Origin of the sequence: Aequorivita iocasae (genome assembly GCF_016757735.1) — a bacterium.
Classification (GTDB): domain Bacteria; phylum Bacteroidota; class Bacteroidia; order Flavobacteriales; family Flavobacteriaceae; genus Aequorivita; species Aequorivita iocasae.
Window position 1 is genome coordinate 862,590 of record NZ_CP068439.1, and the last position, 23,331, is coordinate 885,920.

A 23,331-nucleotide genomic window follows, 5' to 3' on the forward strand; every position below is an offset into this window, starting at 1 on the left:
GTGATGGAAAAGCAGGCCCTCCGTTCAAAATATAAGAAACTTCGTCAAAATCTTTCCGAGGATTCCATTGAGGCAATGAGCCTTCAGATTGCGAACCAAGCCTTAAAGCTTCCAATTTGGGAAAAAACATACTACCATATTTTTCTTCCCATTTCCGAAAAAAAAGAAGTAAATACTGAATATTTGATGCATATTTTGCAGGGAAAGGACAAAAGTATTGTAGTTTCAAAAGCAGATTTTTCAACTGGGGAAATGCAGCATTTTCTGTTGCAGGAAAATACATTTTTAAAAACTTCAGAATATGGAATTCCCGAACCTGTTTCTGGCATTGAAATTTCACCAGATATGATTGAGGTTGTTTTTGTTCCATTGTTAGCTTACGATGTAAAAGGAAACCGGGTGGGATATGGAAAAGGATTTTATGATCGGTTTTTAAAAAAATGCAATCCCAAATCATTATTTATTGGTCTTTCCTTTTTTGAACCGGAACCCGAAATTATTTTTAACACCAATGATGTGGCCTTAAATTTTTGTGTATCCCCCCAAAACATATTGAATTTTAAAAATAACCCATTATCTTTATAAGATTAAACTATTATTAACCAATTAAATAAAGAGATGGAAACAACCACTAATCAACCAATGGGTCCTCCGCCAGATAATAATCTGGTGTGGGCAATTTTATGTACTGTTTTATGCTGCCTGCCTTTAGGTATTGTCTCAATAATTAAATCTACAAAGGTGAAGGAACTTTGGGCACAAGGAGATACTGTTGGTGCTCAAAAAGCTGCTGATGAAGCCAAGAAATGGGCCATTTGGGGCGCAGTTGCCGCAGGTATTGTTTGGGTACTTTATGTAATATTTTTTGTCGTAATCGGTCTAGGTGGAGTTTTTGCGGGATACTAACAAAATTTGGAAATCAGCCCTCATCCTTTTACTCTTTGGAGGCTTTTTTATTGTTTATTTTTTCTATAACCCGTCAGAAAATTATTTTTTTATTCCCTGCCCCTTTAATTATATAACTGGGTTTTTCTGCCCTGGTTGTGGTTCGCAACGAGCCATTCATTTATTACTTCACGGGGATGTGTATGGGGCATTCCGGTTTAACCCATTGATGGTATTGACCCTGCCAATTTTAATATATGGTGTAGGAATTACCATTGCCAATTGGATTTTTGGAACCCGGTACCGGTTTATGCTTTTTTACAGCAAACTATTTGTTTTTGGATATTTTGGAGTGGCTATCCTTTATTGGGTTCTTCGGAATTTACCAATTTATCCCTTCCATTTACTTGCTCCGACGGGATAGTTTTTAAAATTCTTTTTCTCAAATAAATCTTATTGTGCCAAAATCCTTGTTTTTGGTTCCCGATTTGGGAATGCTTTTTTGTTGAATATAAGCAACAATATCACCCCTATGCTAATGGAAGAATCCGCAACGTTGAATACAGGGTCAAAAAATGTAAAATATTCCCCGCCCCAAATAGGAAACCAATCGGGCAAAGTACCGCCATATAATGGAAAATAAAGCATATCTACCACTTTTCCGTGAAACAAAGTTCCGTAGCCTCCCGTTTCTGGAAATAACGTTGCCACCTGGTGATGACTATCATTGAAAATAATACCGTAAAAAACTGAATCGATGATATTGCCCAGCGCACCTGCAAAAATCAAGGCAACACAAAAAATCAAGATGCCCGGCATTTTTTTTCGAACGGAATCCCAAAGCCAATACCCTATTCCTGCAATAGCCACAATTCTAAAAAGGGTTAGAAAAAGTTTTCCATATTCGCCGGGAATTTTTGCGCCCCATGCCATTCCTTCGTTTTCAACAAAAAGAATTCGGAACCAATCGAAAACGCGGATTTCATCGCCTAGAGCAAAATGTGTTTTGATATAAAACTTTGAAATCTGATCTATCAGTAAAATCAGTACAATAATAATTGTGGCTTTTTTTAGGCTCATAACTTTTCCCGTATTTTGACTGCGCTCCATAAAAATTTCGGCGGGAATCTCTTTAATTCATTTACAAAAATTTCTGAAAACGCTGCAAAAATAGCAATATTATTTGGTTTGCGGCTGTTTATTATTATGACTGCTTTTTGGGCTTAAATAATAAATTTTCTTCTTCTTAAATTTATTTTTTCGACAATAAAAAAGCCCCGATCCAGGAAAGGGGCCTTTAAATATTTGCAGCTTTGGGAAACAATATTATTTCTGCATATTCTTTGCCTCAATGCTTAAAGTAGCGTGCGGTACAAGTTTTAATCGTTCCTTATTGATCAGCTTTCCTGTTACGCGACAAACTCCGTAGGTTTTGTTTTCAATACGTACCAAAGCATTTTTTAGGTCGCGGATAAACTTTTCCTGACGAATGGCCAACTGCGAGTTTGCTTCTTTGCTCATAACCTCGCTGCCTTCGTCAAAAGCCTTAAAGGTAGGCGAAGTATCATCTGTACCATTATTGCTATCGTTTTTATACGAACTCTGGATCAATTCTAATTGTTCGGTCGCCTTTTTTATTTTATCGTTTAAAAGTGCCCTAAATTCTTCCAGCTCGGCATCTGAATATCTGGTTCTTTCTGTATCTGTCATAATCTAATGTTTTTTAATGCTTATACGTGTTTCAATATCGTCAAATACAATTTCTGTTCCTTGGTCAATTTGTGGCTGAAATTGCAAAACTTCCGTTAATGTCTCTTCTTTTATATAGGTCAGGTTTTGGTTTACCGCCTCCGTCAGTTTTTCGTTTTCCTGAAGACTGACCTCTATTTTGTCAGTTACTTCAAAACCGCTGTCTTTTCTCAGGTTTTGTATCCTGTTTACCAATTCACGGGATATCCCTTCATTTCGTAACTCCGGGGTTATGGTAACATCCAGTGCCACAGTAACTCCGTCTGCATTTGCAACCAACCAGCCCTCAATATCCTGCGAACTTATAATCACGTCAGCGAGCGCCAAAATAGTATTTTTTTCGTTAATAGAAACTGATATTTCCCCATCTTTTTCCAAAGTGGCAATTTGTTTTTGGTCAAAGGCTGAAATGGCTGCCGCCACGGCTTTCATATCTTTTCCAAAACGCGGGCCCAGGGCTTTAAAATCTGGTTTTATCTGCTTTACCAGCATGCCCGAACCTTCATCTATCAGTTCTATTTCCTTTACGTTTACTTCGCTCTTAATTAAATCTGAAACCGCTAAAATTTCTTCCTTTTCTGAATCTTCCAAAACAGGAATCATGATTTTTTGAAGCGGCTGGCGCACTTTTATCTTCTCTCTTTGTCGTAACGAAAGCACCAAGGAAGATATTGTTTGTGCTTTCTGCATCTTGTGTTCCAATTTTTTATCAATGAACGAAGCGTCTGCCTTTGGAAAATCGGTCAAATGTACCGAAGCTTTATTATCTTTTGCTGTCCCCTTTGTTAAATCTATGTAAAGTCTATCCATAAAAAAGGGAGCTACGGGAGCACCAAGTTTCGCAACGGTTTCCAAACAAGTATAAAGGGTTTGGTAAGCTGAAATCTTATCGTCATTATAGCTGCCCTTCCAATATCTTCTTCGGCTTAAGCGAACAAACCAGTTGCTCAGATTTTCCTGTACAAACTCTGAAATTGCACGGGTGGCCTTGGTCGGCTCATAGTCTGCGTAATAATCATCTACTTTTTGGATGAGGGTGTGCAATTCTGAAAGTATCCAACGGTCAATTTCTGGGCGTTTTTCCAGCGGAAGGTCTTCCTCAAGATACTCAAAATTATCTAGATTGGCGTAAAGGCTAAAAAAACTGTAAGTATTGTATAAGGTTCCGAAGAATTTATTGCGCACTTCCGAAATGCCGTCTTGGTCAAATTTCAAGTTGTCCCACGGATTGGCATTGCTTATCATATACCAGCGTGTTGCATCTGGGCCATACACATCCAAAGTTTCAAAAGGATCTACCGCATTGCCCAGGCGCTTGCTCATTTTCTGTCCGTTCTTGTCCAATACAAGTCCATTGGAAACTACATTTTTGTAAGCAATATCGTCAAAAATCATCGTTGCGATTGCATGTAATGTATAAAACCAGCCCCGGGTTTGGTCCACTCCTTCTGCGATAAAATCGGCTTTTCGCCAAGTAGTTTCAACCTTTTCCTTGTTTTCGAAAGGGTAGTGCCATTGTGCATAGGGCATGCTTCCGCTGTCAAACCATACATCTATCAAATCTGCCTCACGCTTCATTCGTTTTCCGCTTGGCGAAACAAGGATAATTTTATCCACTATATTTTTGTGAAGATCAACGTTCGCATAGTTTTCTTCGGAAAAATCGCCGGGTTTGAAATTTTCAAAAATATCTTTCTCCATGAATCCAGCAGTAACAGCTTTCTGCATTTCGGTTTTCAGTTCTTCCACAGAACCAACGATGATTTCTTCCTTACCATCTTCCGTTCTCCAAATGGGCAACGGAATTCCCCAATAACGGGAGCGCGAAAGGTTCCAATCATTTGCATTCGCTAACCAGTTTCCAAATCTTCCTTCGCCGGTTGCTTTTGGTTTCCAGTTTATTTCTTTGTTAAGCTCGAACATTCTATCACGGAACTCGGTTACTTTTATAAACCATGAATCCAGCGGATAATATAATATCGGTTTATCGGTACGCCAGCAATTTGGGTAGCTGTGCAAATATTTTTCAACTTTGAATGCTTTGTTCTCGGTCTTTAATTTTATTGCTATTTCAACGTCAACCGATTTTTCAGGAACATCAGCATCGTCGTAATATTCGTTTTTTACATACTTCCCGGCAAGTTCTTTCATTTCCGGGCGGAATTTCCCTTGCAGATCAACTAACGGAACTAAATTTCCGTTTTCATCTTTTACGAGCATGGGCGGTATTTCCGGGACGGCTTCTTTCGCAACCTTGGCATCATCTGCACCAAAGGTTGGTGCGGTGTGTACGATTCCAGTTCCATCTTCGGTAGTCACGAAATCGCCTGCAATTATTCTGAAAGCATTTTCGGGATTGTCGTGTGGTCTTGCATAATCCAAAAGCTGTTCGTAACGAATTCCTACTAAATCTGAACCCTTGAATTCTTTCGCAATAAAATATGGAATTACTTTATCTCCCTGCTTATAAGATTCGAGGATCTCTTCATTGGGCTTCTCCTCGTAATTTTTTGCAAATTGGCTGGCAACCAAATTTTTCGCCAAAATAACATTTATGGGCTGAAAGGTATATTGATTAAATGTTTTCACTAAAACATAATCAATTTTTGGCCCCACAGTTAATGCCGTATTACTAGGCAATGTCCAAGGTGTGGTAGTCCAAGCCAAAAACCAAATATTGTTTGACTCTTCGCCTAAAAAATCTGGCAATGTTTCTGCCATAGCCTTAAACTGTGCAACCACAGTAGTATCTGTAATATCTTGATAGGTTCCCGGTTGATTGAGTTCGTGCGAGCTTAAGCCCGTTCCCGCTTTTGGTGAATACGGCTGAATGGTGTAGCCTTTATAGATTAAATTCTTGTTATAGATTTCCTTTAGAAGCCACCAAACGGTTTCCATATATTTTGGTTCGTATGTAACGTAGGGATCTTCCATATCTACCCAATAGCCAGCACGCTCGGTAAGATTATTCCAAACATCGGTATAGCGCATTACTGCTTTTTTACAGGCTGCGTTATATTCTTCCACTGAAATCTTGATGCCGATGTCTTCCTTGGTTATGCCTAGCTCTTTTTCAACGCCCAACTCTATAGGCAAACCATGCGTATCCCAACCTGCTTTCCTGTCAACTTTAAACCCTTTTTGAGTTTTGTAACGGCAAAAAATATCCTTGATGGCACGTGCCATAACGTGATGGATTCCTGGTAAACCGTTTGCGGATGGAGGCCCTTCAAAAAACACAAAGGGTTTTGCTCCTTCACGAATGGAAATACTCTGCTCAAAAATGTTTTCTTCTTTCCAAAAATTGAGTACTTCTTCTGCCAGTTTAGGGAGGTCTAGACCTTTATATTCTTTAAATTTCTTGCTCATAATGTGGGTGTTGCAATAAAGTTTGCAAAAGTAAACAATTTTGAAGAAATGCATGTTTATTTTCGAAAGAGAAAGGAACCCAAATTATTTGGAATTATAACACCTCTAAACCCAAATTCTGAAAATTTGCACATTTTTTTTAGAGGGTTTTTTCCCAAAAGAGGTTCATAATTTTGAATACTCTATTTTTTCCCCCAAATTTGATGTCTTTTTAAAGCTTTCTTTATAATACAGTTAACTGATGAAAAAAATATTCCTTCTCCTACTTCTTTCTGTGATTTCACTAGCTTCCGTTCAATCACAAATACTTGATCCCGTAAAATGGTCAACTAGTGTAAAAAAAATATCTGAGACCGAATACGATCTTATTGCAAAGGCTTCAATTGAAGACAAATGGCACCTTTACTCTCAGGAAGTTCCACCTGATGGACCATTGCCAACGCTTTTTACGTTTGAGGAAAACGCCGCTTACAAATCTGTTGGAAAAATTAAGGAAAGCAAGGGCATAACTGAAAAAGATCCTGTTTTCGATATGCTAATTACTTTTTTTGCAAACAGCGCAACATTTACCAAACGCATAAAATTAACGGGCAATAAAGGCGCTACTGTAAAAGGCGAGGTAGAATTCATGGTGTGCGATGACACACGATGCTTGCCGCCGGCGTATGTTGATTTGGTTTTTGAGGTACCTGCCCCCCAAAAAACCGAAACCGTTGTTACTACTGATAACACTGATAACACTGAAGCAGCGGAAGAAACCCCTGAAACGGTAGAAGGTACTGTGGTAATCGACACCTTACTGGAGACTAATGAAGTAGTAAAGGATACTGTTAAAGCAGTTTCAGACGAGTCACTTACGGCGCTTGAGCAAAATAGAAAACAAGATAAAAAAGGCCTTTGGACCATCTTTTTTATTGCTTTCCTTTCAGGTTTTGCGGCATTGTTAACTCCATGTGTGTTCCCAATGATTCCTATGACCGTAAGTTTTTTTACAAAGCAAAGCAAAACCCGCGCAACCGGTATCAGAAATGCTATAATTTATGGTATTGCAATAATTGTAATCTACGTTTTTCTTGGAGCAATTGTTACTTGGGTTTTTGGAGCAGATGCACTGAATGCCCTCTCTACCAATGTGTGGTTTAACGTACTTTTCTTTTTGCTTTTGGTTGTGTTTGCATTTTCATTTTTGGGCGCTTTTGAAATTATGCTTCCTAATTCGTGGGCAAATAAAGTAGATAGACAAGCTGATCGCGGCGGATTGATAGGTATTTTCTTTATGGCGCTGGCGCTGGCCATTGTTTCATTTTCGTGTACAGGCCCTATCGTTGGAACCCTTTTAGTGGAAGCCGCTTCCAAAGGAGGGATTGCCCCTTTTGTGGGAATGTTCGGTTTTTCATTGGCTCTGGCATTGCCCTTCGCACTTTTTGCGGCTTTCCCTGGGTGGATGAATTCACTTCCAAAGTCTGGCGGATGGCTAAACACCGTAAAAGTTTTTCTGGGCTTTTTGGAGTTGGCGCTGGCTTTTAAGTTTTTATCAAATGCAGATCTTGTACTTCAACTTCATTGGCTGGAAAGAGAAGTTTTCCTAGCTATTTGGATTGCTATTTTTGGTGCTTTGGCGTTGTATCTCTTCGGAAAAATAAAATTGCCCCACGACTCTCCCTTAACACATATTTCAGTGGGAAGATTGAGTCTTGGGCTTGTAGTTTTGGCATTTACTGTTTATATGGTGCCAGGCTTGTGGGGCGCTCCTTTGAAACTAATTAGCGGTTTCCCGCCAGCAATGAATTATAGCGAATCTCCATACGGGGTGGGCTACACAAAGTTAGGTAGTGGCGGTTCTTCCACAAATCAAGATTTTCCCGAAGGAGCATACTTAGGGCCACACGATATTATTTCATTTCATGATTATGAAGACGGTTTAGTCTATGCCAAAAAAGTGGGGAAACCTGTACTGATCGACTTTACAGGCCACGCTTGCGTAAACTGCCGAAAAATGGAAGAGCGTGTTTGGAGCGACCCTAAAATATTGAATCTGCTCAAGGAAGATATAGTGCTTATTTCACTGTATGTAGATGATAAACGACCGTTGCCCGATGGCGAAGAAATTGAATCAAAGATCTCTGGTAAGAAACTTCGATATATCGGTCAAAAATGGAGCGAATTCCAGATCCTAAAATACAAAGCAAACGCCCAGCCCTTCTACGTTTTAATGGACCATAATGAGGAAAATCTTGTTGAGCCTGTAGGTTACACCCCAGACATTGAGGAGTATTATGGATGGCTACAAAAAGGAGTGGGCGCCTTCAAAAAATAAAAACTTAAGTGGCTTGTTTTAAGCAGTATTGCTTAATTTTAAATAACTTTTATAAAAGTTGGGATGATTTCTTCGGAAGAAAAATTGAAGACTACAGCATTGGAAAAGTATTTTGAACCTTTCCGAAAGAACATCGTGGGCATTGATCAAGAATTTGATTCTCCTTTCGGGAAAAAAAAAATAATCTATACCGACTGGACCGCCAGTGGTAGATTGTACGCTCCAATTGAAGAAAAAATGCTGACGGAGTTTGGCCCTTTTGTGGCAAATACCCACACCGAAACTTCGGTCACTGGCACAGCAATGACCAAAGCATATCACGAAGCACGAAAAATCATCAAAAAACATGTAAATGCCAATGAGAATGATGTTCTCATTACTTGCGAAAGTGGAATGACGGGCGCCATAAATAAGTTTCAGCGCATTTTAGGGTTAAAAATTCCTGAAAATATAAAACCCTACACTAAAATTCCTGATGAAATTAGACCGGTAATTTTTGTGACCCACATGGAGCATCACAGCAACCAGACTTCTTGGCTGGAAACAATTGGTACCGTGGTAGTGGTTCCACCAAATGACGATGTTTTGGTGTGTATGAAAAATTTTGCGGAAACCGTAGAAAAATATAATGACCACCCCATTAAAATTGCTGCCGTAACGGGCTGTTCAAATGTAACGGGAATTCAAACTCCCTACCACGAAATAGCAAAATTGATGCACCAAAATGGTGGGCTTTGTTTTGTAGATTTTGCCTGTTCTGCCCCCTATATTTCAATAAATATGCACCCTGAGGAAGAAGGTGCGCATTTGGACGCAATTTTCTTTTCCCCACATAAATTTTTAGGCGGACCAGGCTCTAGCGGCGTGCTTATTTTTCACAATAATCTTTATAAAAACACTATTCCCGACAATCCTGGCGGCGGTACTGTTTCGTGGACCAACCCCTGGGGAAACCACAAGTACATCGACGATATTGAAACCCGTGAAGATGGCGGAACTCCTGGTTTTCTGCAAACCATTCGCACGGCACTTTCCATTAAATTGAAAGAAAAAATGGGTGTCGATAATATTCTAAAACGTGAACATGAACTTTTGGATATTATATTTGAAAAGTTAGGAGACGTTCCAAACCTCAAAATTCTTGCACCCCTAACGCAAGACAGATTGGCTGTTATCAGTTTTTATATTGTTGATTTGCACTTCAATCTGGGTGTAAAATTGCTCAATGATCGTTTCGGAATACAAACCCGCGGTGGCTGCTCCTGCGCGGGTACGTATGGCCACTATTTGCTACACGTGGATCAAGAAACCTCGAACAACATTACTTGTGAAATTGATGGGGGCGACCTAACCCACAAACCGGGCTGGATTAGAATGTCTCTTCATCCAACTACTACCAATGTAGAAGTAGTATATGTTTGTGATTCCATAAAACAACTAGCAGAGAATTTTGTGGAATGGAGTAATGACTATAAATACAATTCCAAAAGCAACGAGTTTTTTCATCAAAACGAAAAACCTGACAATACCATGGAAACGTGGTTTGCTTTTTAAAAGCTATTCAAAAACTTGAAAAAACTCCTACTTCTCACTTTCCTATTTTCTTTTAGTCTTTCTGCACAGGAATATGTAGATCTTTTTCGCGTTGGCTACGGACAAACGTTCAACAATGATTTTGAAGGAACCGACAGTAGTACTTATGTGAAGTTTTTCGATGTGGGTTTCACGTTTCCGGTGGTGCTTAATGAAAATCACGCCTTGATTACTGGAGCAGATTTCAGTAGAAACAATCTGCAACTTTTCCCCGAGGCTGAATATACCAGTTTGTACAGCACAAACTTAAAGCTGGGCTTAGCTTCCACTTGGTCTGAAAAATGGAGCAGTACTATTGTTCTGCTACCAAAAATAGCTTCAGATTATAAAAATATTTCGGGAAATGATTTTTATTTGGGTGGCTTCGCTTTGCTAAAACTGAAGAAAAATGAAAATCTTAAATACCGCTTTGGCGTGTATGCCTCACAAGAGGCTTTCGGCCTTTTTACTACTCCAATTTTAGGCTGGTACTACTTGAGTCCAAACAAACGCTTTGAAATGGACATGAGCTTACCTATTTCAGCAGATATTAGTTATAACCTTGGCATCACTACCGTTGGGATGGACTATTTTGGCATTGGACGAAGCTATAAGGTGCACTACGAAAATCTTTCCACGCTTTATGCTGACCTCAGCTCTTTGGAATTTGCAGGCTATCTGCAGTTTAATACTTTGGAAGAAAGTGTTTTGCTGCGCGCAAAGCTGGGCTATTCCAGCAATAATTATGAAATGTATGCTGATGGGGAAAAAATGGATTTGGGCGTTTCCGCTTTTAGTTTTGGTGATAACCGAACCCAGTTGAATCCTTCACTAAACGGCGGAGTTTTTTTTAAATTGGAAGCAATTTATAGATTTCATATCAAGAAAAAATCTGAAACTGATACGCCTGTTTCAAATTAAATTTCAAAATAAAAATTTTATCTTTAGGTTATGGAAAGAACCTGTCCGGAATGTGGAGATAAAATAATTGGGCGCGCCGACAAGAAATTTTGTAGCGATGCTTGCCGAAATGCACATAACAACTCGCTTAACAAGGACAATAAAAACCTGGTTAGAAACATCAACAACCGTCTTAGGAAGAATTACAGGATTTTAGAAAAACTTAACACTGAAGACAAAACAAAAACCACAAAAGACAAACTTTTGCGAATGGGCTTCAGTTTTGATTACTTCACGGGAATCTACACCACAAAAACCGGCTCTACCTATTACTATTTGTATGACCAGGGGTACCTTTCGTTAGATAATGATTTTTATCTTTTAGTGAAGAAAGATATTAAATAGGGAGTTTAAATTTTCAGAATATTTACTGCATAGCCCCTGTGCGGTTTTCAATTTGGCAAATCATTATACATAATGTAACACTCCTTTAACCCGAGTGGTTTCGTATATAAAGTATCTTTAAAATTCAAAAACAAAAAAACTACTTTATTATGAAAACTAAAAATCTTTTAATGATGATGATGCTGTTTTTTAGTGTCACATTATTTGCCCAAAATGCAGACGACAAAAAAGTAATTAATGATGCCGAAAAGGCAAAAGCTGCTTTTTTGGAAGCCAATCCAAAAATACAAGGGTATTTTGACGACGCTAAAGCTTATGCCATTTTTCCAAATGTTGGAAAAGGCGCTATTATTGTAGGAGCCGCTTCTGGAAATGGTGCGGTCTATGAGCGAGGCGTATTGGTAGGGATGGCTAACCTGAAGCAGTTGGACGTTGGTGCCCAAATTGGAGGAAAATCTTATAGTGAAATTATTTTCTTTAAAACGGATAAAGCCGTTCAGGAATTTATGGATGATGATTTCAGTTTTGGATCAAACGTTTCAGCTATTGCAGTAAATCAAGCTCCTCCTTCCCTTAACATCACTTATACAGATGGAGTTGCCGTATTTACACTTCCTAAGGAAGGTTTAATGGCTGAAGTATCTGTTGGTGGTCAAAAATTTGATTTTGAGGATTTTGACTAAAATTTTTAAATTATAAAATACCTTCATCTCTTTAAATGGAGATTTTAAAACTGTTTTAAGTGCTCTTAAAACAGTTTTTTATTTTTTAATCCTAACTATAAAAAAAGTCGTCCGGAAAATTTCCGGACGACTTCATTTTAACAATCAACAATTATGAAATATTATTCTTTTAACAAACGTTTTGTTATCTCTCCATATTTGCCTTTAATCTTTACGTAATAAGAAGCAGCTGCAAGCTGATGCACATCTATTACCTTTGCCGTGCCCATTCCGCGAAGATCAGCTGTCTGAACCAATCTGCCCCTTAGATCATAAATCTCAAGACGTTCGAGTTCCATAGCCTGAGGGTTGCTTATGTTCAGCACATCCTTTGCGGGTACCGGGTACATCGCAACGCTTCCAAGGTTCTGTTGGTTATCGCTCGTGCCAAGTACGGTATCCACCGTAAGCTCAAACTCGCAAGTGCCCATGTTTCCGTATTCGTCGGTAGCTGTTAGCGTGATGGTATAAGTGCCATCGGGCAGTGCAGTTCCAACAGCTGGGTCTTGGGTAGTAACTGTTATTGGATCAGTACAATTATCAATTGCTGTTGCTTCACCCGTTGCGAAATAATCAGGAACGATGTAAAACAGGTTGCCAGCGCCAGGGTCTACAGTTTGGTCCACTGGGCAGGTAACCACTGGCGCAAGGTTGTCAACAACAGTTACAACCGCAGTACAGGTAGAGAGGTTTCCATTGTTATCTTGGCTAAACACTTGTACGGTGATCGGAGTGCCGATATCTGCACAACTGAACTGGGTTATGTCCACAGCTACGGTAAAGATGCCACATGCATCATCATTGGACGCTATCACATCATTTGGATCAAGGGTAGCGGTTCCGCCCGCACCAAGTTCCAAAGTGAAGTCTTGACAGACAAGAACTGGGCTTGTATTATCTTCTACAGTTACTGTTGCGGTACAAGTTGCAGTGTTTCCATTAACATCCGTTACAGTCAATATTACAGTGTTGTCACCTATGTTTGAACAATCGAAAGTATCGATATCAAGGTCGTAACTGGCGATACCACAAGCATCTGTGCTTCCGTTGTCTATATCCGTTCCCGCGATGGTTACGGTGCCCGTTACCGGATCCAATTCTACTGTGATATCTTGGCAAACCACTACCGGAGCGGTAACATCCTCAACCGTTACAATTGCCGTACAGGTACTAATATTACCATTTACATCTGTTACTGTCAAAATTACATTGTTGTCACCAACATCAGAACAGTCAAATGTATCGATGTCAATTGAAATATCTGCCACCCCACAGTTATCTGTGCTTCCTCCATCAACATCGGCCGCTGTAATGCTAGCGTTTCCGCTTGCATCGAGCTGAATGGTGATGTTCTGACATACGGCCATTGGAGCCTCATTATCAACTACTGTAATGGTAAAACTACAAGTACTTACGTTTCCGTTCACATCTGTTGCAGTGAACTCAATTGTGTTCACGCCCACTGGAAATTGGCTTCCACTTGGATCACCCATAGTTTGAACTACCGTATCCACGCCACAGTTGTCCAGTGTAAAAGGCATCGGGAAACTCACTGCTGCCGAACAAATACCAGCAGTTGTATTGACCATAATATCTCCCGGACATACAATTGTCGGTGGGATGCTGTCCTCTACAGTTACTATAGTAGTACATTGCGAACTGTTTCCGTTCACGTCTGTCACTGTTAGTGTAACGGTGTTAGGACCTATATTGCTGCAGTCAAAATCAGTAATATCTATAGTTGTACTTGATATTCCGCAGGCATCCGTGCTTCCATTGTCTATATCGGCAACGGTAATACTCGCCATTCCGTTCGCGTCGAGCTGCACAGTGAATGGAGCTGCGCAATTAGCCACCGGGGCTACATTGTCTTCAACCGTTACAATAGTTGTACATATTGAACTGTTTCCGTTAACATCGGTTACCGTTAGAGTGACTGTATTCGGACCTACGTCGGCACAGGTGAAACTTGTAATATCTATCACCGTGCTTGCGATAGTGCAATTATCCGTACTACCATTCTCAATGTCTGCTACCGTGATGCTTGCATCTCCGTTGGCATCCAATTGAATTGTGAAAGGTGTGGCACAGTTTGCGATTGGTGCTTCGTTATCGTTTATTGTTACATCAAAACTACAGCTTGCTGTATTGCCAGATGCATCTGTCACCAAAAAGGTATTAGTTGTTGTTCCCACTGGGAAAGTTGATCCACTTGCAAGACCAGCTGTCTGGATTGTGGTTGAACCAGAGCAATTATCAGTTCCGACTGGAGCAGTATATAATACAATCGCTCCGCAAATTCCGGGATCGTTATTTTGTATAATATTTCCAGGACAAATAATTGCTGGGGCTTCGGTATCATTTACCGTAACGTCAAAACTACAAGTTGCAGTGTTTCCTGAACTATCGGTTACTATAAAAGTATTGGTTGTAGTTCCAATTGGGAAAGTACTTCCACTAGGAAGACCAGCTGTTTGGGTAGGGGCCAATGCCGAATTCCAAGTAATTGTAATTTCACCATTGCCGGATCTCACTCCTGCAGTTGCAGTTCCGTTATTTACACCTCCTATATAGGAAGTGCCACCAGCACCGCCACCGCCTGACCAAGCACCGCCGCCGCCGCCAGCACCGCCACCGCCACCGCCGCCAGCATAATAGCCACCGCCACCGCCACCGCCGCCAGAACCAGTAAAACCAGAACATCCTATTTTTCCATCACCGCCATTTCCACCAATGGCTAAAACACCATTAATTCCTGGGCCTCCAGTATCACTGCAGTTAGTGTTTCCAGTTCCTCCGTTTCCGCCCATTGTATCGGTTGCGCCAATGCCTCCAGTTCCTCCAGGACCGCATCCACTTCCGGTAATTCCGGAACCTCCTAAAGTAATATCACCACCATTTCCGCCGTTTCCTCCGGGACCGGACGCACAAGATCCTTGAGGACCTCCAGTACCACCGCCGCCGCCTGCGGCAACGAGAACTCTATCATTTATAGTTCCTGGAGTTGTTCTTATATCAGTAGCTCCTCCACCGTGACCTGAAGTATTAGGACCACTAACTCCTGGGCTACCGCCTCCATTAAAACCGTCGCTTCCTCCTACATATATTGACAAGACTTCACCCGGTGTTACTGAAAGTTCTCCGCTCGCCATAGCTCCCAAACCACCAATACCAACAATTCCACCTACCCCAGATTCTCCTTGCGCGCCAAATGCTTCAATCATAATAGAAGTAACACCGGCAGGTACAGTCCAATTTTGGACGCTACCTGAATATGTAAAGGTTTGTGAAACTGGAGCTCCAGAGCTACAATTATCTGCAGTTGTTACTGTATAATTCACTACAGCCCCACAAATGCCCGGATCATTATCAACTATAAAATCCCCAGGGCATGTAATTGTTGGTGCGATAATGTCTTCTACAGTTACTGTAGTTGTACAGGTAGAAGTATTTCCATTTACATCAGTAACAGTAAGTGTAACCGTATTATCTCCAATTTCCGCACATGAGAATGTGTCTGGGGAAACTGAAAGTGTAGCAATTCCGCAGGCATCTGTTGAACCTCCATCTACATCAGCGCCCGTAATGGTTACGGTGCCATTTGCGTCAAGTTGTGCCGTAAAGGGTTGGCAGGTTGCCGTAGGGGCAATGTTGTCTTCAATAGTTACTGTTGACGTACAGGTGGCACTGTTTCCATTAGGATCTGTAACAGTTAGGGTTATTGTGTTATCTCCAACATCGGCACAGGTAAAGTTTATTTGACTTGCTGAAAAGGTTAAGTTTCCAGAAGAAGGCAAATTGTAAAATTCAATTCCTCTAAAGTTCTGCGGACCTGTCCCTAATAAAGTAGAAACCCCTGTGGTTGTAATATTTATAAATTCACTATTAATATTTGTAACAATAAATTCTCCGCTTCCTAAATATTGTGCGCCGAAAACTTCACTACTACTATACCCAGATAACGGAATGTTTGTTACCACTAAAGTATTTGGATCAATACTTTCAAAAACCGGTGTACTCAAACCTGACCAATGATATATAAGTCCATCATCTGGATTGAAGGCTATCACTTCACCATCATCACCATTCCCCAATGTTACCACCTGTGTTATAGCACCATTAGTTGTGTTAATGGTATATAAGGTTTCTGGTGTTGTAGAGCCATCGCCACTTACTCCATATAGTGTTCCTGATGCATCAAATGTAATTCCCGCAAAATTTTCTGGAAAATTAGGCCCAATGGTAGTAGCTACTCCTGTAACTGGATCTAAAGTGGCCAATCTTCTACCTCCTGAAGCAGGTTTAACTATTATGTAGTATAAATTATCAATAGGACTTTTATCCATACCGTTTACACCATTTACAGCTGTGCCCCCCACGGTTATTGTTATGGCAGGGCTTACAGAAGCATAAGTAGTAGGGTCTAAGAATCTTAGAAAAGCATCAAAAGGAGAGGCCGTAATTAACACTGGGTCTCCGGCACAATTATCAGAAGAGCCGCCGTCAAGACTTGCAGGATCTAGTACTATATTTCCGGTAGCATCTAGTTGTAATGTTACATTTTGGCAAACTGCTGTTGGCGCAATATTATCTTCAACGGTTACCGTAGCGTTACAAGTATCAAAATTTCCAGCTGCGTCGGTTACTGTAAGTGTAACTGTGTTTGGACCAACTTCTGCACAACTAAAAGTATCGATATCTATGGAATAAGAAACAATTCCAACGTTATCTGTTGAGCCACCATCCACATCTGCAGCCACAATAGTTACTGAGCCGGAAGCATCAAGTTGTACGGTAATATCTTGACATACAGCTACTGGAGGTTCCGAATCATCAGGTAATATAGTATATATACATCCTGATTGAGCAGTAGGAACAAATTCAGCAGTATCATTATTAATCCAATATTGAATGTCATTGATTATTGCAGCCAATTCACTAGCTGTACCTGTAATTGGAAATCCCCCCGGCACAGAGCTACAATCAAACTGCCAGTTGTCAACTTCTGTTTCGGGAGTCCCTGCAACATAGAGTCTAATAGCGTTTACCCCATTGGTTAATTGATCCGGTAAGGCTGTAGTTGTATTTGAAGTATTTGCTCCGTCCCAATCGGCATCTGTAGTTACACCGGGGTCTACATTACTGTGAATTCCAGTAATAAAAGTTGGTGAAGCCGCTGTGCCTTGATAAGCAAATAATTGATCACCAATAGAAGATAAAACACTTCCAGACATAAAACTTCCTGGTAAAGTAACAATATCGCCCGCATTCATTGCAGAGGGAGCATACCAAGTTGCGCTACCATCGCCGCCAGAACCTGCGCAAGAAATAGTATTGGGGTTTGAAATACCGCAATCTGTAAATTTAATATTTGTTCCAGCGATTATGTCTTTCAAAATTATAAATGCAAACCCATCATTTCCGTCCAAGTTAAAACCTACGAATGCGATATCACCGGCATTCAAAGTTGTAGCGGGTGGTTCGTTTATGGTTACAGGTATAGTACATGTAGCAATATTTCCAGCTTCATCTGTAGCAGTCAAAACAACTGAATACACGCCAACCCCAACCATAGTTCCCGCAATTGGTGATTGTGTAATTGTGATGTTTGCGGGTATTGAAACATTATCTATTGCGGTAGTTCCGGTTACTAAATCTGGTATAGCAGCCATGCCGTTAACACCTGCTGTAATTGGAGCCGGTGTGGGTGCGCACGTAATAACGGGCGGGGTAGTATCGCCACCTCCACTAATTGTAAAGGTACATCCGGCTTCCAGCGCTGGATTGTAAGGAGTAGTATTGTCACTTACCCAATTTGCTCTATTATTTACGATAGCTCTTATTTGAGCTGCTGTTCCCGAAACAGGCCCCCCTGCCACTGCACAGCTAAACTGCCAGTTATCTGATTCAGGAATTAATCGAACTGCAGTTGTTCCTGTTACCAAGGCATTTGGAAGAGCCGATGTTGAGTTGGAGGTTGCCGCTCCATCCCAATTAGCATCATTTCCAGAATCATCGTTATACTGTAACCCGGCAATAAATGTGGGGGCTGCAGTTGAACCTTGAATAGCAAAAAGCTGATCGCCAATACTACTGAAAGCTGCTGGAAATAGCGGTCCCATATCAATGGTTACAACTTCTCCAGCTGTTCTGGCCACCCCTGAAGTCCAAGTAAATTCGCCATCACCATTGGTGGCAAAAAAACCAGTGCCGTCATTCCAGCCCATATCGGTAAATATAATGGTAGTCGCAGCATCAATATCTTTTAAGAGAACAAAGGCTACGGTATCCTCAGTGTTAGTTGCACCATCAGAATTACTTCCAACAAAAGCAATATCTCCAGCAGTTAAAACTGTTTGGCTATTGCTTGAAAAAGCAGCAAAAAGAAATAAAATTAATATAGTAATTTTTTTCATGATGTTTAGAATTTTGGTTAAGTTAAATCTGGGGAGATTTATTATTTAGCATGTTGTTTTAATTTCTTGAAGGAAAGACTCCTTGAAGCGCAATAATATATCGAACCACCATATAGGGCTGCATATTGTTTACTGCTTGACTTCCTCCTGTATTGGCTACTGATGTATTAGACATTGCTACATCTGCGGAAGCGCCAAAAGCGTTTGTACCGTCCCCAGCAATGAAGGCACCGCTTGGATTATCGGTGGATCCTTCTTCTTTAGCATTTATAGCATGCCCATGCGATGGTAATTGTGCAACGGTTAAGGTATTGGTTTCTGTACCCGATCTTTCCCCCATTTGCCGGGGAGTAAGTCCAGGACCGGAGCCCGTGTGTACTGCAACTCTTCCTCTTAGTTCTGGAAGACCAAAAGTAGTTCGGCCGTCACCTCCATAGGTCGTTCCTAGCAAAGAAAAAAGAGCCTGGTTTGAATTAATTGGCAATAATTGACCATCACAATTGGCCCAAAACCGTGGATTAAAATTACCTCCAAACATAGAGATTTCTGCAAGCGTTGGATCTGATATTGACATATCTTATTATTAATAAGGTTATTAATTTCTTGATGGATAAACACCTTGGAGTGCAATAATATATCTTACAACAGTATAGGGTTGCATATTGTTTACTGCTTGACCTCCCCCAGTATTAGCTACTGCTGTATTTGACATTGCTACATCTGCGGAAGTGCCAAAGGCGTTTGTGCCGTCCCCAGCAATAAAGGCACCGCTTGGATTATCGGTGGTTCCTTCTTCTTTAGCATTTATAGCATGCCCGTGTGATGGCATTTGTGCAACGGTTAAGGTATTGGTTTCTGAACCCGATCTTTCCCCCATTTGTCGTGGAGTAAGGCCAGGACCGGAACCTGTGTGTACTGCAACCCTACCTCTTAATTCTGGAAGTCCAAAAGTAGTTCGGCCGTCACCTCCATAGATTGTCCCTAATAAAGAAAACAAGGCTGTGTTCTGTGCAATAGATAATAATTGGCCGTCACAATTGGCCCATTGTCGTGGGTTAAAAGTCCCTCCGAACATCGAAATTTCTGCAATAGTTGGATCGTAAATTGACATAATATTTTTTTTAAATAGTTAGTAAGTATGGTTAGACTGAAAAATTAAAATGTATGGTTGTTTCTCCTAAAAAAGTTTCTTTTAAAGGAAATAATTTTTCGCCAAGATTTTTGTTTTTGGTCCAATGCTCACCTGTAATATGAGCCCCCTGTTCAGTTAAAGCCAATTCTGTAAAAGAAATGTTTTCTGAACTTGACACTTTAAAATAAATTCGAGCACTTTTGCCTTCCTCTTTATGTGGAAAATCGGTTATAAACTCATATTTACCCTGATTATCGGTTTTGAGTTTTGCGCGATGCCTATATTTTAAGGAATTTGGAGAAAGATGCCATACTTCTAAAGTGGCATTTTTTAAAGGAGTAGTACCATTTTTATCATAAAGAGTTCCCTTAACTACAATTGAATTAGAATTGAAAACTCCAGATCTCAAATCTGTTTTAGTCTCAGCATATGGATTATAGCCTGAATATGGGCTTTCCGATGTAAGAGCACTTGTAAGTGTGGGGGTCAATACAGCTAGACCTGTTATGGCAAAAGCAGAATTGCGCATAAAAAGTCTACGCGAAGTAGTGTTTTTCATAATCGGTTAGTTAGTTATCTTAAAAATTTCAGTCTTTTTTTAAAGAATGTTTGAACATGCTTATTCTTAAAAAGAAAAATGCAAACATTTGACAAGCAAGGTATAAAATATAATTTTAAAACCTTCTACGTAGTACTACGTAAATTACTTTGCCTATTTTAAATGTATCTTAGCAGCCCTAAAAGTGAAATTATGCCTACCAATAATGCCAACATAAAATTAATCGAAATCACTCAAAATTTAATTTCCGAAAAGATAGATGCTGACAGTCTAAAAACCTCCATAGAAGAGCTAAAAATACTACTCGAGAAAGTTTCGGGATTAAACCAAGAAGCCCCTATAAACTCCGAAAACATTTTATTGCCAAGCGGAAAAGCCATCGGCCCCAAATGGGCAGGAATGTGCATAGAAGACATTCCGCGTACGCATAAATTCATAAAAGGCATACATTCTGCCGTGCAGGAGGTTCTGAAAAAAGACCCAAACAAACCGGTTACCATACTTTATGCGGGAACAGGCCCATTTGCAACATTGGTAATACCCCTGTTGACGCTTTTTGAGCCTTCCCAACTACAGCTCATTTTATTGGAAGTAAATACCGTGAGTATTGAAAGCCTTAAGAGAATTATTAAAGATTTTGATGCCTATGATTATATAAAGGCCATCTATCATTGCGATGCCGCAAATTTTATTGTTCCCCCAGAATTTGAAACAGATATCCTTTTAATAGAATGTATGCAGCACGCACTGGTTCGCGAGCCCCAAGTGGGCATTACCTATAACCTGCTTCCCCAAATGAAGAAAGATGTCATATTAATTCCTGAAGAAATTTCACTGCATGTGGCACTTGTTGATATGGAAAAAAAAGGGGAGGAAAATTATTATGAAAATTCAGAAGCTGTATTCACGCTCAACACAAAGGAAGTACTTGAAAATTATTCCGAATTTAAAAAAGAAGGTTTTCATTTTCCGGAAAAAGAAGTGGCTTTTTCGGAAGAACAGCTCAGCAATCACGATTTCATTGCAGTCTCAACAGAGATAACCATTTTCAAGGATATCTCGCTAAAAATTGACGAAAGTGGCCTAACGGTGCCAATGCTTTTAGCAGACCTGAATTACGACCAAAAGGTAACCGGAGCCAAAACACAATATATTGTAGGTACAGCGCCAGGCCTTACCTCACAATTGGTGCGCTCATAAAGTTTCAAGAAAATCCCTTAAAGCGTAAGTATCACCAAAAGGGCACTTACGGAAATAAATATCCACAATGAAAATCCAAGAATCATGGGCTTCCACCCAGCTGATTTTATTTTCTCAAGGGAAAGTCCTGCACCTATCAAAAAGAGGGTAAGTACCAATAAAGATTTTGAAACACTTGTAATACCCTTGGTTAAAACTTCGGGAATGGGCAGGTAACTGTTCAGGACTATTGCCAAGATAAAAAAGAAAATAAAGTAAGGGATTTTCACACTTTTTCCTTTCCCCTTAAATAAAAATACCGAAAACAGGGAAAGCGGAATAATCCAAAGCGCCCGTGCCAATTTAACCGTTGTGGCTACTTTGAGCGCTTCTTCCCCAAAAATATAGGCAGCGCCCACCACCGAACTGGTATCGTGAATGGCAATGGCGCACCACAGCCCAAACTGTTGTTGGTCCAGTTCAAAGACATGGCCCAAAGGCGGAAAAATAATCAATGCGATGGAGTTCAGTAAAAAAATAACTCCCAACGAGATGGAAATATCCTTTTGGGAGGCATTGATTACGGGAGCAACCGCAGCAATGGCACTGCCCCCACATATGGCTGTTCCTGAAGAAATTAGGTGACTGCCCTTTCGGTTCATTTTTAATAGTCTTCCAAAGAGATATCCCAAAACCAAAGTGGCCACAATGGAAAAAACGGTAAGTAAAAAACCATCCCTTCCAGCCGTTAAGGTTTCTTTTAAATTCATTCCAAAACCCAAACCTACTACCGCTATCTTCAGTAGCCAGTTCACGGCTTTACTGTTTAGGGTTAAAAAAGGATTTCCAAAAAAATAAGTGAAGAGAAATCCGCCCACAAGCGCAACTGGGCTGCTTACATAGCCTAAAATACACAGGACCATGCAAATTACAAAGAGTACTTTTATTACAGTTTCATTGCGCTGTGCCCAAGACTTCATGCTTTTTTATCTTTTTTTTCAGGATTTTCCTCAGCGGCTTGTGGCTCCGTTGCTGTGTTTTTGAAAACCAAAGTTCTGTATGGGAATGGTATTTCTATCCCCTCATTGTCAAAACGCTTTTTTATACTTTCCAATAAATCACAGCGCATATCAAAAGAATCTGTGTAATCCCGCGCCCAAACCCAGGCCCGAATGGTAACTGAAGAATCGTTTAAGGAAGTAAGCGCCACCCTAACAATGGGCTGGCCATCCAGCACATCAAGTTCAGAACGGTTGTCCAAAATAAGGGGATGCTTGGTGCATTCTTCCTGCATAATTTTTTTTGCCAGATCGATATCGCTATCGTAGGAAATGCCAATCTCTATGCGATCGCAGATTTTAAGTTCTCCCAAATCATAGTTTATCAATTTCTCTTTATTGATAATTGCGTTGGGAATAACGATCATCTTATTTTCAAAATTTCGGATTACAGTATGCCGAAGGGTAATATCGGTAACCGTCCCCACCATGGTATCGGTGACTTTTATAATATCGCCAATTCTAAAAGGCTTAAAGGAAATGATAAAAACCCCGCCCACAAGATTTGCCAAGGCTTCCTGTGAGGCCACACCCGCAATAAGGGCTAACACACCCGCGCCGCCGAGCGCAGTTTGGGCCACCCCTTTTAAGGACGGAAAAGCCAAAAGTGCAAAAAGCACCCCAATACTGTAAATGCCAATTACCGCTACATATCTCAAAAATTTAAAACTTGTAGGATCTTCCAGATTGGCTATCTTTTTCCGTATGCTGCTTCGGAACCACATATTGGCCGAGGCAGCGCCCACAATGGTAAGTATAGATACGATTCCCAAATAGAGAATTAAATTAAAATTGTGCTGGAGGGCATCGTACTTCTCTTCGTTTACAAAAAGAAAACTCAACAATATAATCCCCAATACAAGCCATAGGGCATTGAGGATTCTTCTTATCCAACCGATTGCCTTGGGCGATTCGCCAGGATATTTTTTCTGTTCCTGCCTAACCAACCATTTATAGAGCAGATTGGTTGCAAAATGCAATATCAAAACGCCAGCTATAACCCCTAAGGCGTAGAGAATATCTGATTGATATGTTTCCAAAAACGCTTTCATATAATAATTTTCTTCC

General features: G+C 40.4%; 18 protein-coding genes. 9 read left to right on the forward strand and 9 right to left on the reverse strand.

The window, feature by feature from the left end; genetic code table 11:
- The first annotated feature begins 3 nt into the window (after positions 1 to 3).
- Genes JK629_RS04065 through JK629_RS15670 form a run of 3 tightly spaced genes read left to right on the forward strand, consistent with a single transcriptional unit; the run spans position 4 to position 1,309 of the window.
- Complete coding sequence (locus JK629_RS04065; RefSeq protein ID WP_202337353.1) at positions 4 to 585, forward strand: 5-formyltetrahydrofolate cyclo-ligase; 582 nt, start codon at positions 4 to 6, stop codon at positions 583 to 585.
- Between the two features lie 33 nt (positions 586 to 618).
- Positions 619 to 906: a CD225/dispanin family protein gene (locus JK629_RS04070; protein ID WP_202337354.1), complete on the forward strand. Its 288-nt coding sequence runs from the start codon at positions 619 to 621 to the stop codon at positions 904 to 906.
- Entirely contained in the window at positions 884 to 1,309 is a 426-nt protein-coding gene (locus tag JK629_RS15670; RefSeq protein WP_202337355.1) for a DUF2752 domain-containing protein, read from the forward strand. Before JK629_RS04070 ends, JK629_RS15670 begins: the two co-directional genes overlap by 23 nt.
- Before the next feature lie 29 nt (positions 1,310 to 1,338).
- Here JK629_RS15670 and JK629_RS04080 read toward each other — a convergent pair whose 3' ends face one another.
- The 3 genes from JK629_RS04080 to ileS all read right to left on the reverse strand — a co-directional run bounded on the left by JK629_RS04080 (position 1,339) and on the right by ileS (position 6,003).
- Complete coding sequence (locus JK629_RS04080; protein WP_202337356.1) at positions 1,339 to 1,965, reverse strand: lipoprotein signal peptidase; 627 nt, start codon at positions 1,963 to 1,965, stop codon at positions 1,339 to 1,341.
- Positions 1,966 to 2,211: 246 nt separating this feature from the next.
- Positions 2,212 to 2,595, reverse strand: a complete 384-nt coding sequence (locus tag JK629_RS04085) for a TraR/DksA family transcriptional regulator (RefSeq protein ID WP_202337357.1) — start codon at positions 2,593 to 2,595, stop codon at positions 2,212 to 2,214.
- 3 nt (positions 2,596 to 2,598) lie between these two features.
- Entirely contained in the window at positions 2,599 to 6,003 is a 3,405-nt protein-coding gene (gene ileS / locus JK629_RS04090) for an isoleucine--tRNA ligase (protein ID WP_202337358.1), read from the reverse strand.
- Positions 6,004 to 6,244: 241 nt separating this feature from the next.
- On the opposite strand from ileS, the gene JK629_RS04095 reads away from it, so the two are divergent.
- The 5 genes from JK629_RS04095 to JK629_RS04115 all read left to right on the forward strand — a co-directional run bounded on the left by JK629_RS04095 (position 6,245) and on the right by JK629_RS04115 (position 11,880).
- Complete coding sequence (locus tag JK629_RS04095) at positions 6,245 to 8,320, forward strand: protein-disulfide reductase DsbD family protein (RefSeq protein WP_202337359.1); 2,076 nt, start codon at positions 6,245 to 6,247, stop codon at positions 8,318 to 8,320.
- A gap of 63 nt (positions 8,321 to 8,383) precedes the next feature.
- The gene (locus JK629_RS04100) at positions 8,384 to 9,874 is read left to right on the forward strand and encodes an aminotransferase class V-fold PLP-dependent enzyme (protein WP_202337360.1); all 1,491 of its coding nucleotides are present in this window, start codon (positions 8,384 to 8,386) and stop codon (positions 9,872 to 9,874) included.
- Positions 9,875 to 9,889: 15 nt separating this feature from the next.
- Positions 9,890 to 10,813: a DUF6268 family outer membrane beta-barrel protein gene (locus JK629_RS04105; RefSeq protein ID WP_202337361.1), complete on the forward strand. Its 924-nt coding sequence runs from the start codon at positions 9,890 to 9,892 to the stop codon at positions 10,811 to 10,813.
- A 30-nt stretch (positions 10,814 to 10,843) separates the two neighbouring features.
- Positions 10,844 to 11,197 carry a hypothetical protein gene (locus JK629_RS04110; protein WP_202337362.1) on the forward strand — a complete coding sequence of 118 codons (354 nt, stop codon included), beginning with the start codon at positions 10,844 to 10,846 and terminating at the stop codon, positions 11,195 to 11,197.
- Positions 11,198 to 11,346: 149 nt separating this feature from the next.
- Positions 11,347 to 11,880 carry a lipid-binding SYLF domain-containing protein gene (locus tag JK629_RS04115; RefSeq protein WP_202337363.1) on the forward strand — a complete coding sequence of 178 codons (534 nt, stop codon included), beginning with the start codon at positions 11,347 to 11,349 and terminating at the stop codon, positions 11,878 to 11,880.
- A gap of 161 nt (positions 11,881 to 12,041) precedes the next feature.
- Here the strand turns inward: JK629_RS04115 and JK629_RS15580 are convergent, their stop codons facing one another.
- The 4 genes from JK629_RS15580 to JK629_RS04135 are packed head-to-tail and all read right to left on the reverse strand — an operon-like array spanning position 12,042 to position 20,026.
- Positions 12,042 to 18,335, reverse strand: a complete 6,294-nt coding sequence (locus JK629_RS15580) for an HYR domain-containing protein (protein ID WP_202337364.1) — start codon at positions 18,333 to 18,335, stop codon at positions 12,042 to 12,044.
- Positions 18,336 to 18,393: 58 nt separating this feature from the next.
- The gene (locus tag JK629_RS04125) at positions 18,394 to 18,909 is read right to left on the reverse strand and encodes a phage tail protein (protein WP_225626116.1); all 516 of its coding nucleotides are present in this window, start codon (positions 18,907 to 18,909) and stop codon (positions 18,394 to 18,396) included.
- A 21-nt stretch (positions 18,910 to 18,930) separates the two neighbouring features.
- Positions 18,931 to 19,446, reverse strand: coding sequence for a phage tail protein (locus JK629_RS04130; protein ID WP_225626125.1), 516 nt, complete (start codon positions 19,444 to 19,446; stop codon positions 18,931 to 18,933).
- A 31-nt stretch (positions 19,447 to 19,477) separates the two neighbouring features.
- Entirely contained in the window at positions 19,478 to 20,026 is a 549-nt protein-coding gene (locus JK629_RS04135) for a hypothetical protein (RefSeq protein ID WP_202337365.1), read from the reverse strand.
- Between the two features lie 192 nt (positions 20,027 to 20,218).
- Here JK629_RS04135 and JK629_RS04140 point away from each other — a divergent pair, with 192 nt between their 5' ends.
- Complete coding sequence (locus JK629_RS04140; RefSeq protein WP_202337366.1) at positions 20,219 to 21,226, forward strand: SAM-dependent methyltransferase; 1,008 nt, start codon at positions 20,219 to 20,221, stop codon at positions 21,224 to 21,226.
- Positions 21,227 to 21,243: 17 nt separating this feature from the next.
- Here the strand turns inward: JK629_RS04140 and JK629_RS04145 are convergent, their stop codons facing one another.
- Together JK629_RS04145 and JK629_RS04150 are read right to left on the reverse strand one after the other, a co-directional pair.
- Positions 21,244 to 22,185 carry a YeiH family protein gene (locus JK629_RS04145; RefSeq protein WP_202337367.1) on the reverse strand — a complete coding sequence of 314 codons (942 nt, stop codon included), beginning with the start codon at positions 22,183 to 22,185 and terminating at the stop codon, positions 21,244 to 21,246.
- Positions 22,182 to 23,315, reverse strand: coding sequence for a mechanosensitive ion channel family protein (locus JK629_RS04150; RefSeq protein WP_202337368.1), 1,134 nt, complete (start codon positions 23,313 to 23,315; stop codon positions 22,182 to 22,184). Before JK629_RS04150 ends, JK629_RS04145 begins: the two co-directional genes overlap by 4 nt.
- Between the last annotated feature and the right edge of the window lie 16 nt (positions 23,316 to 23,331).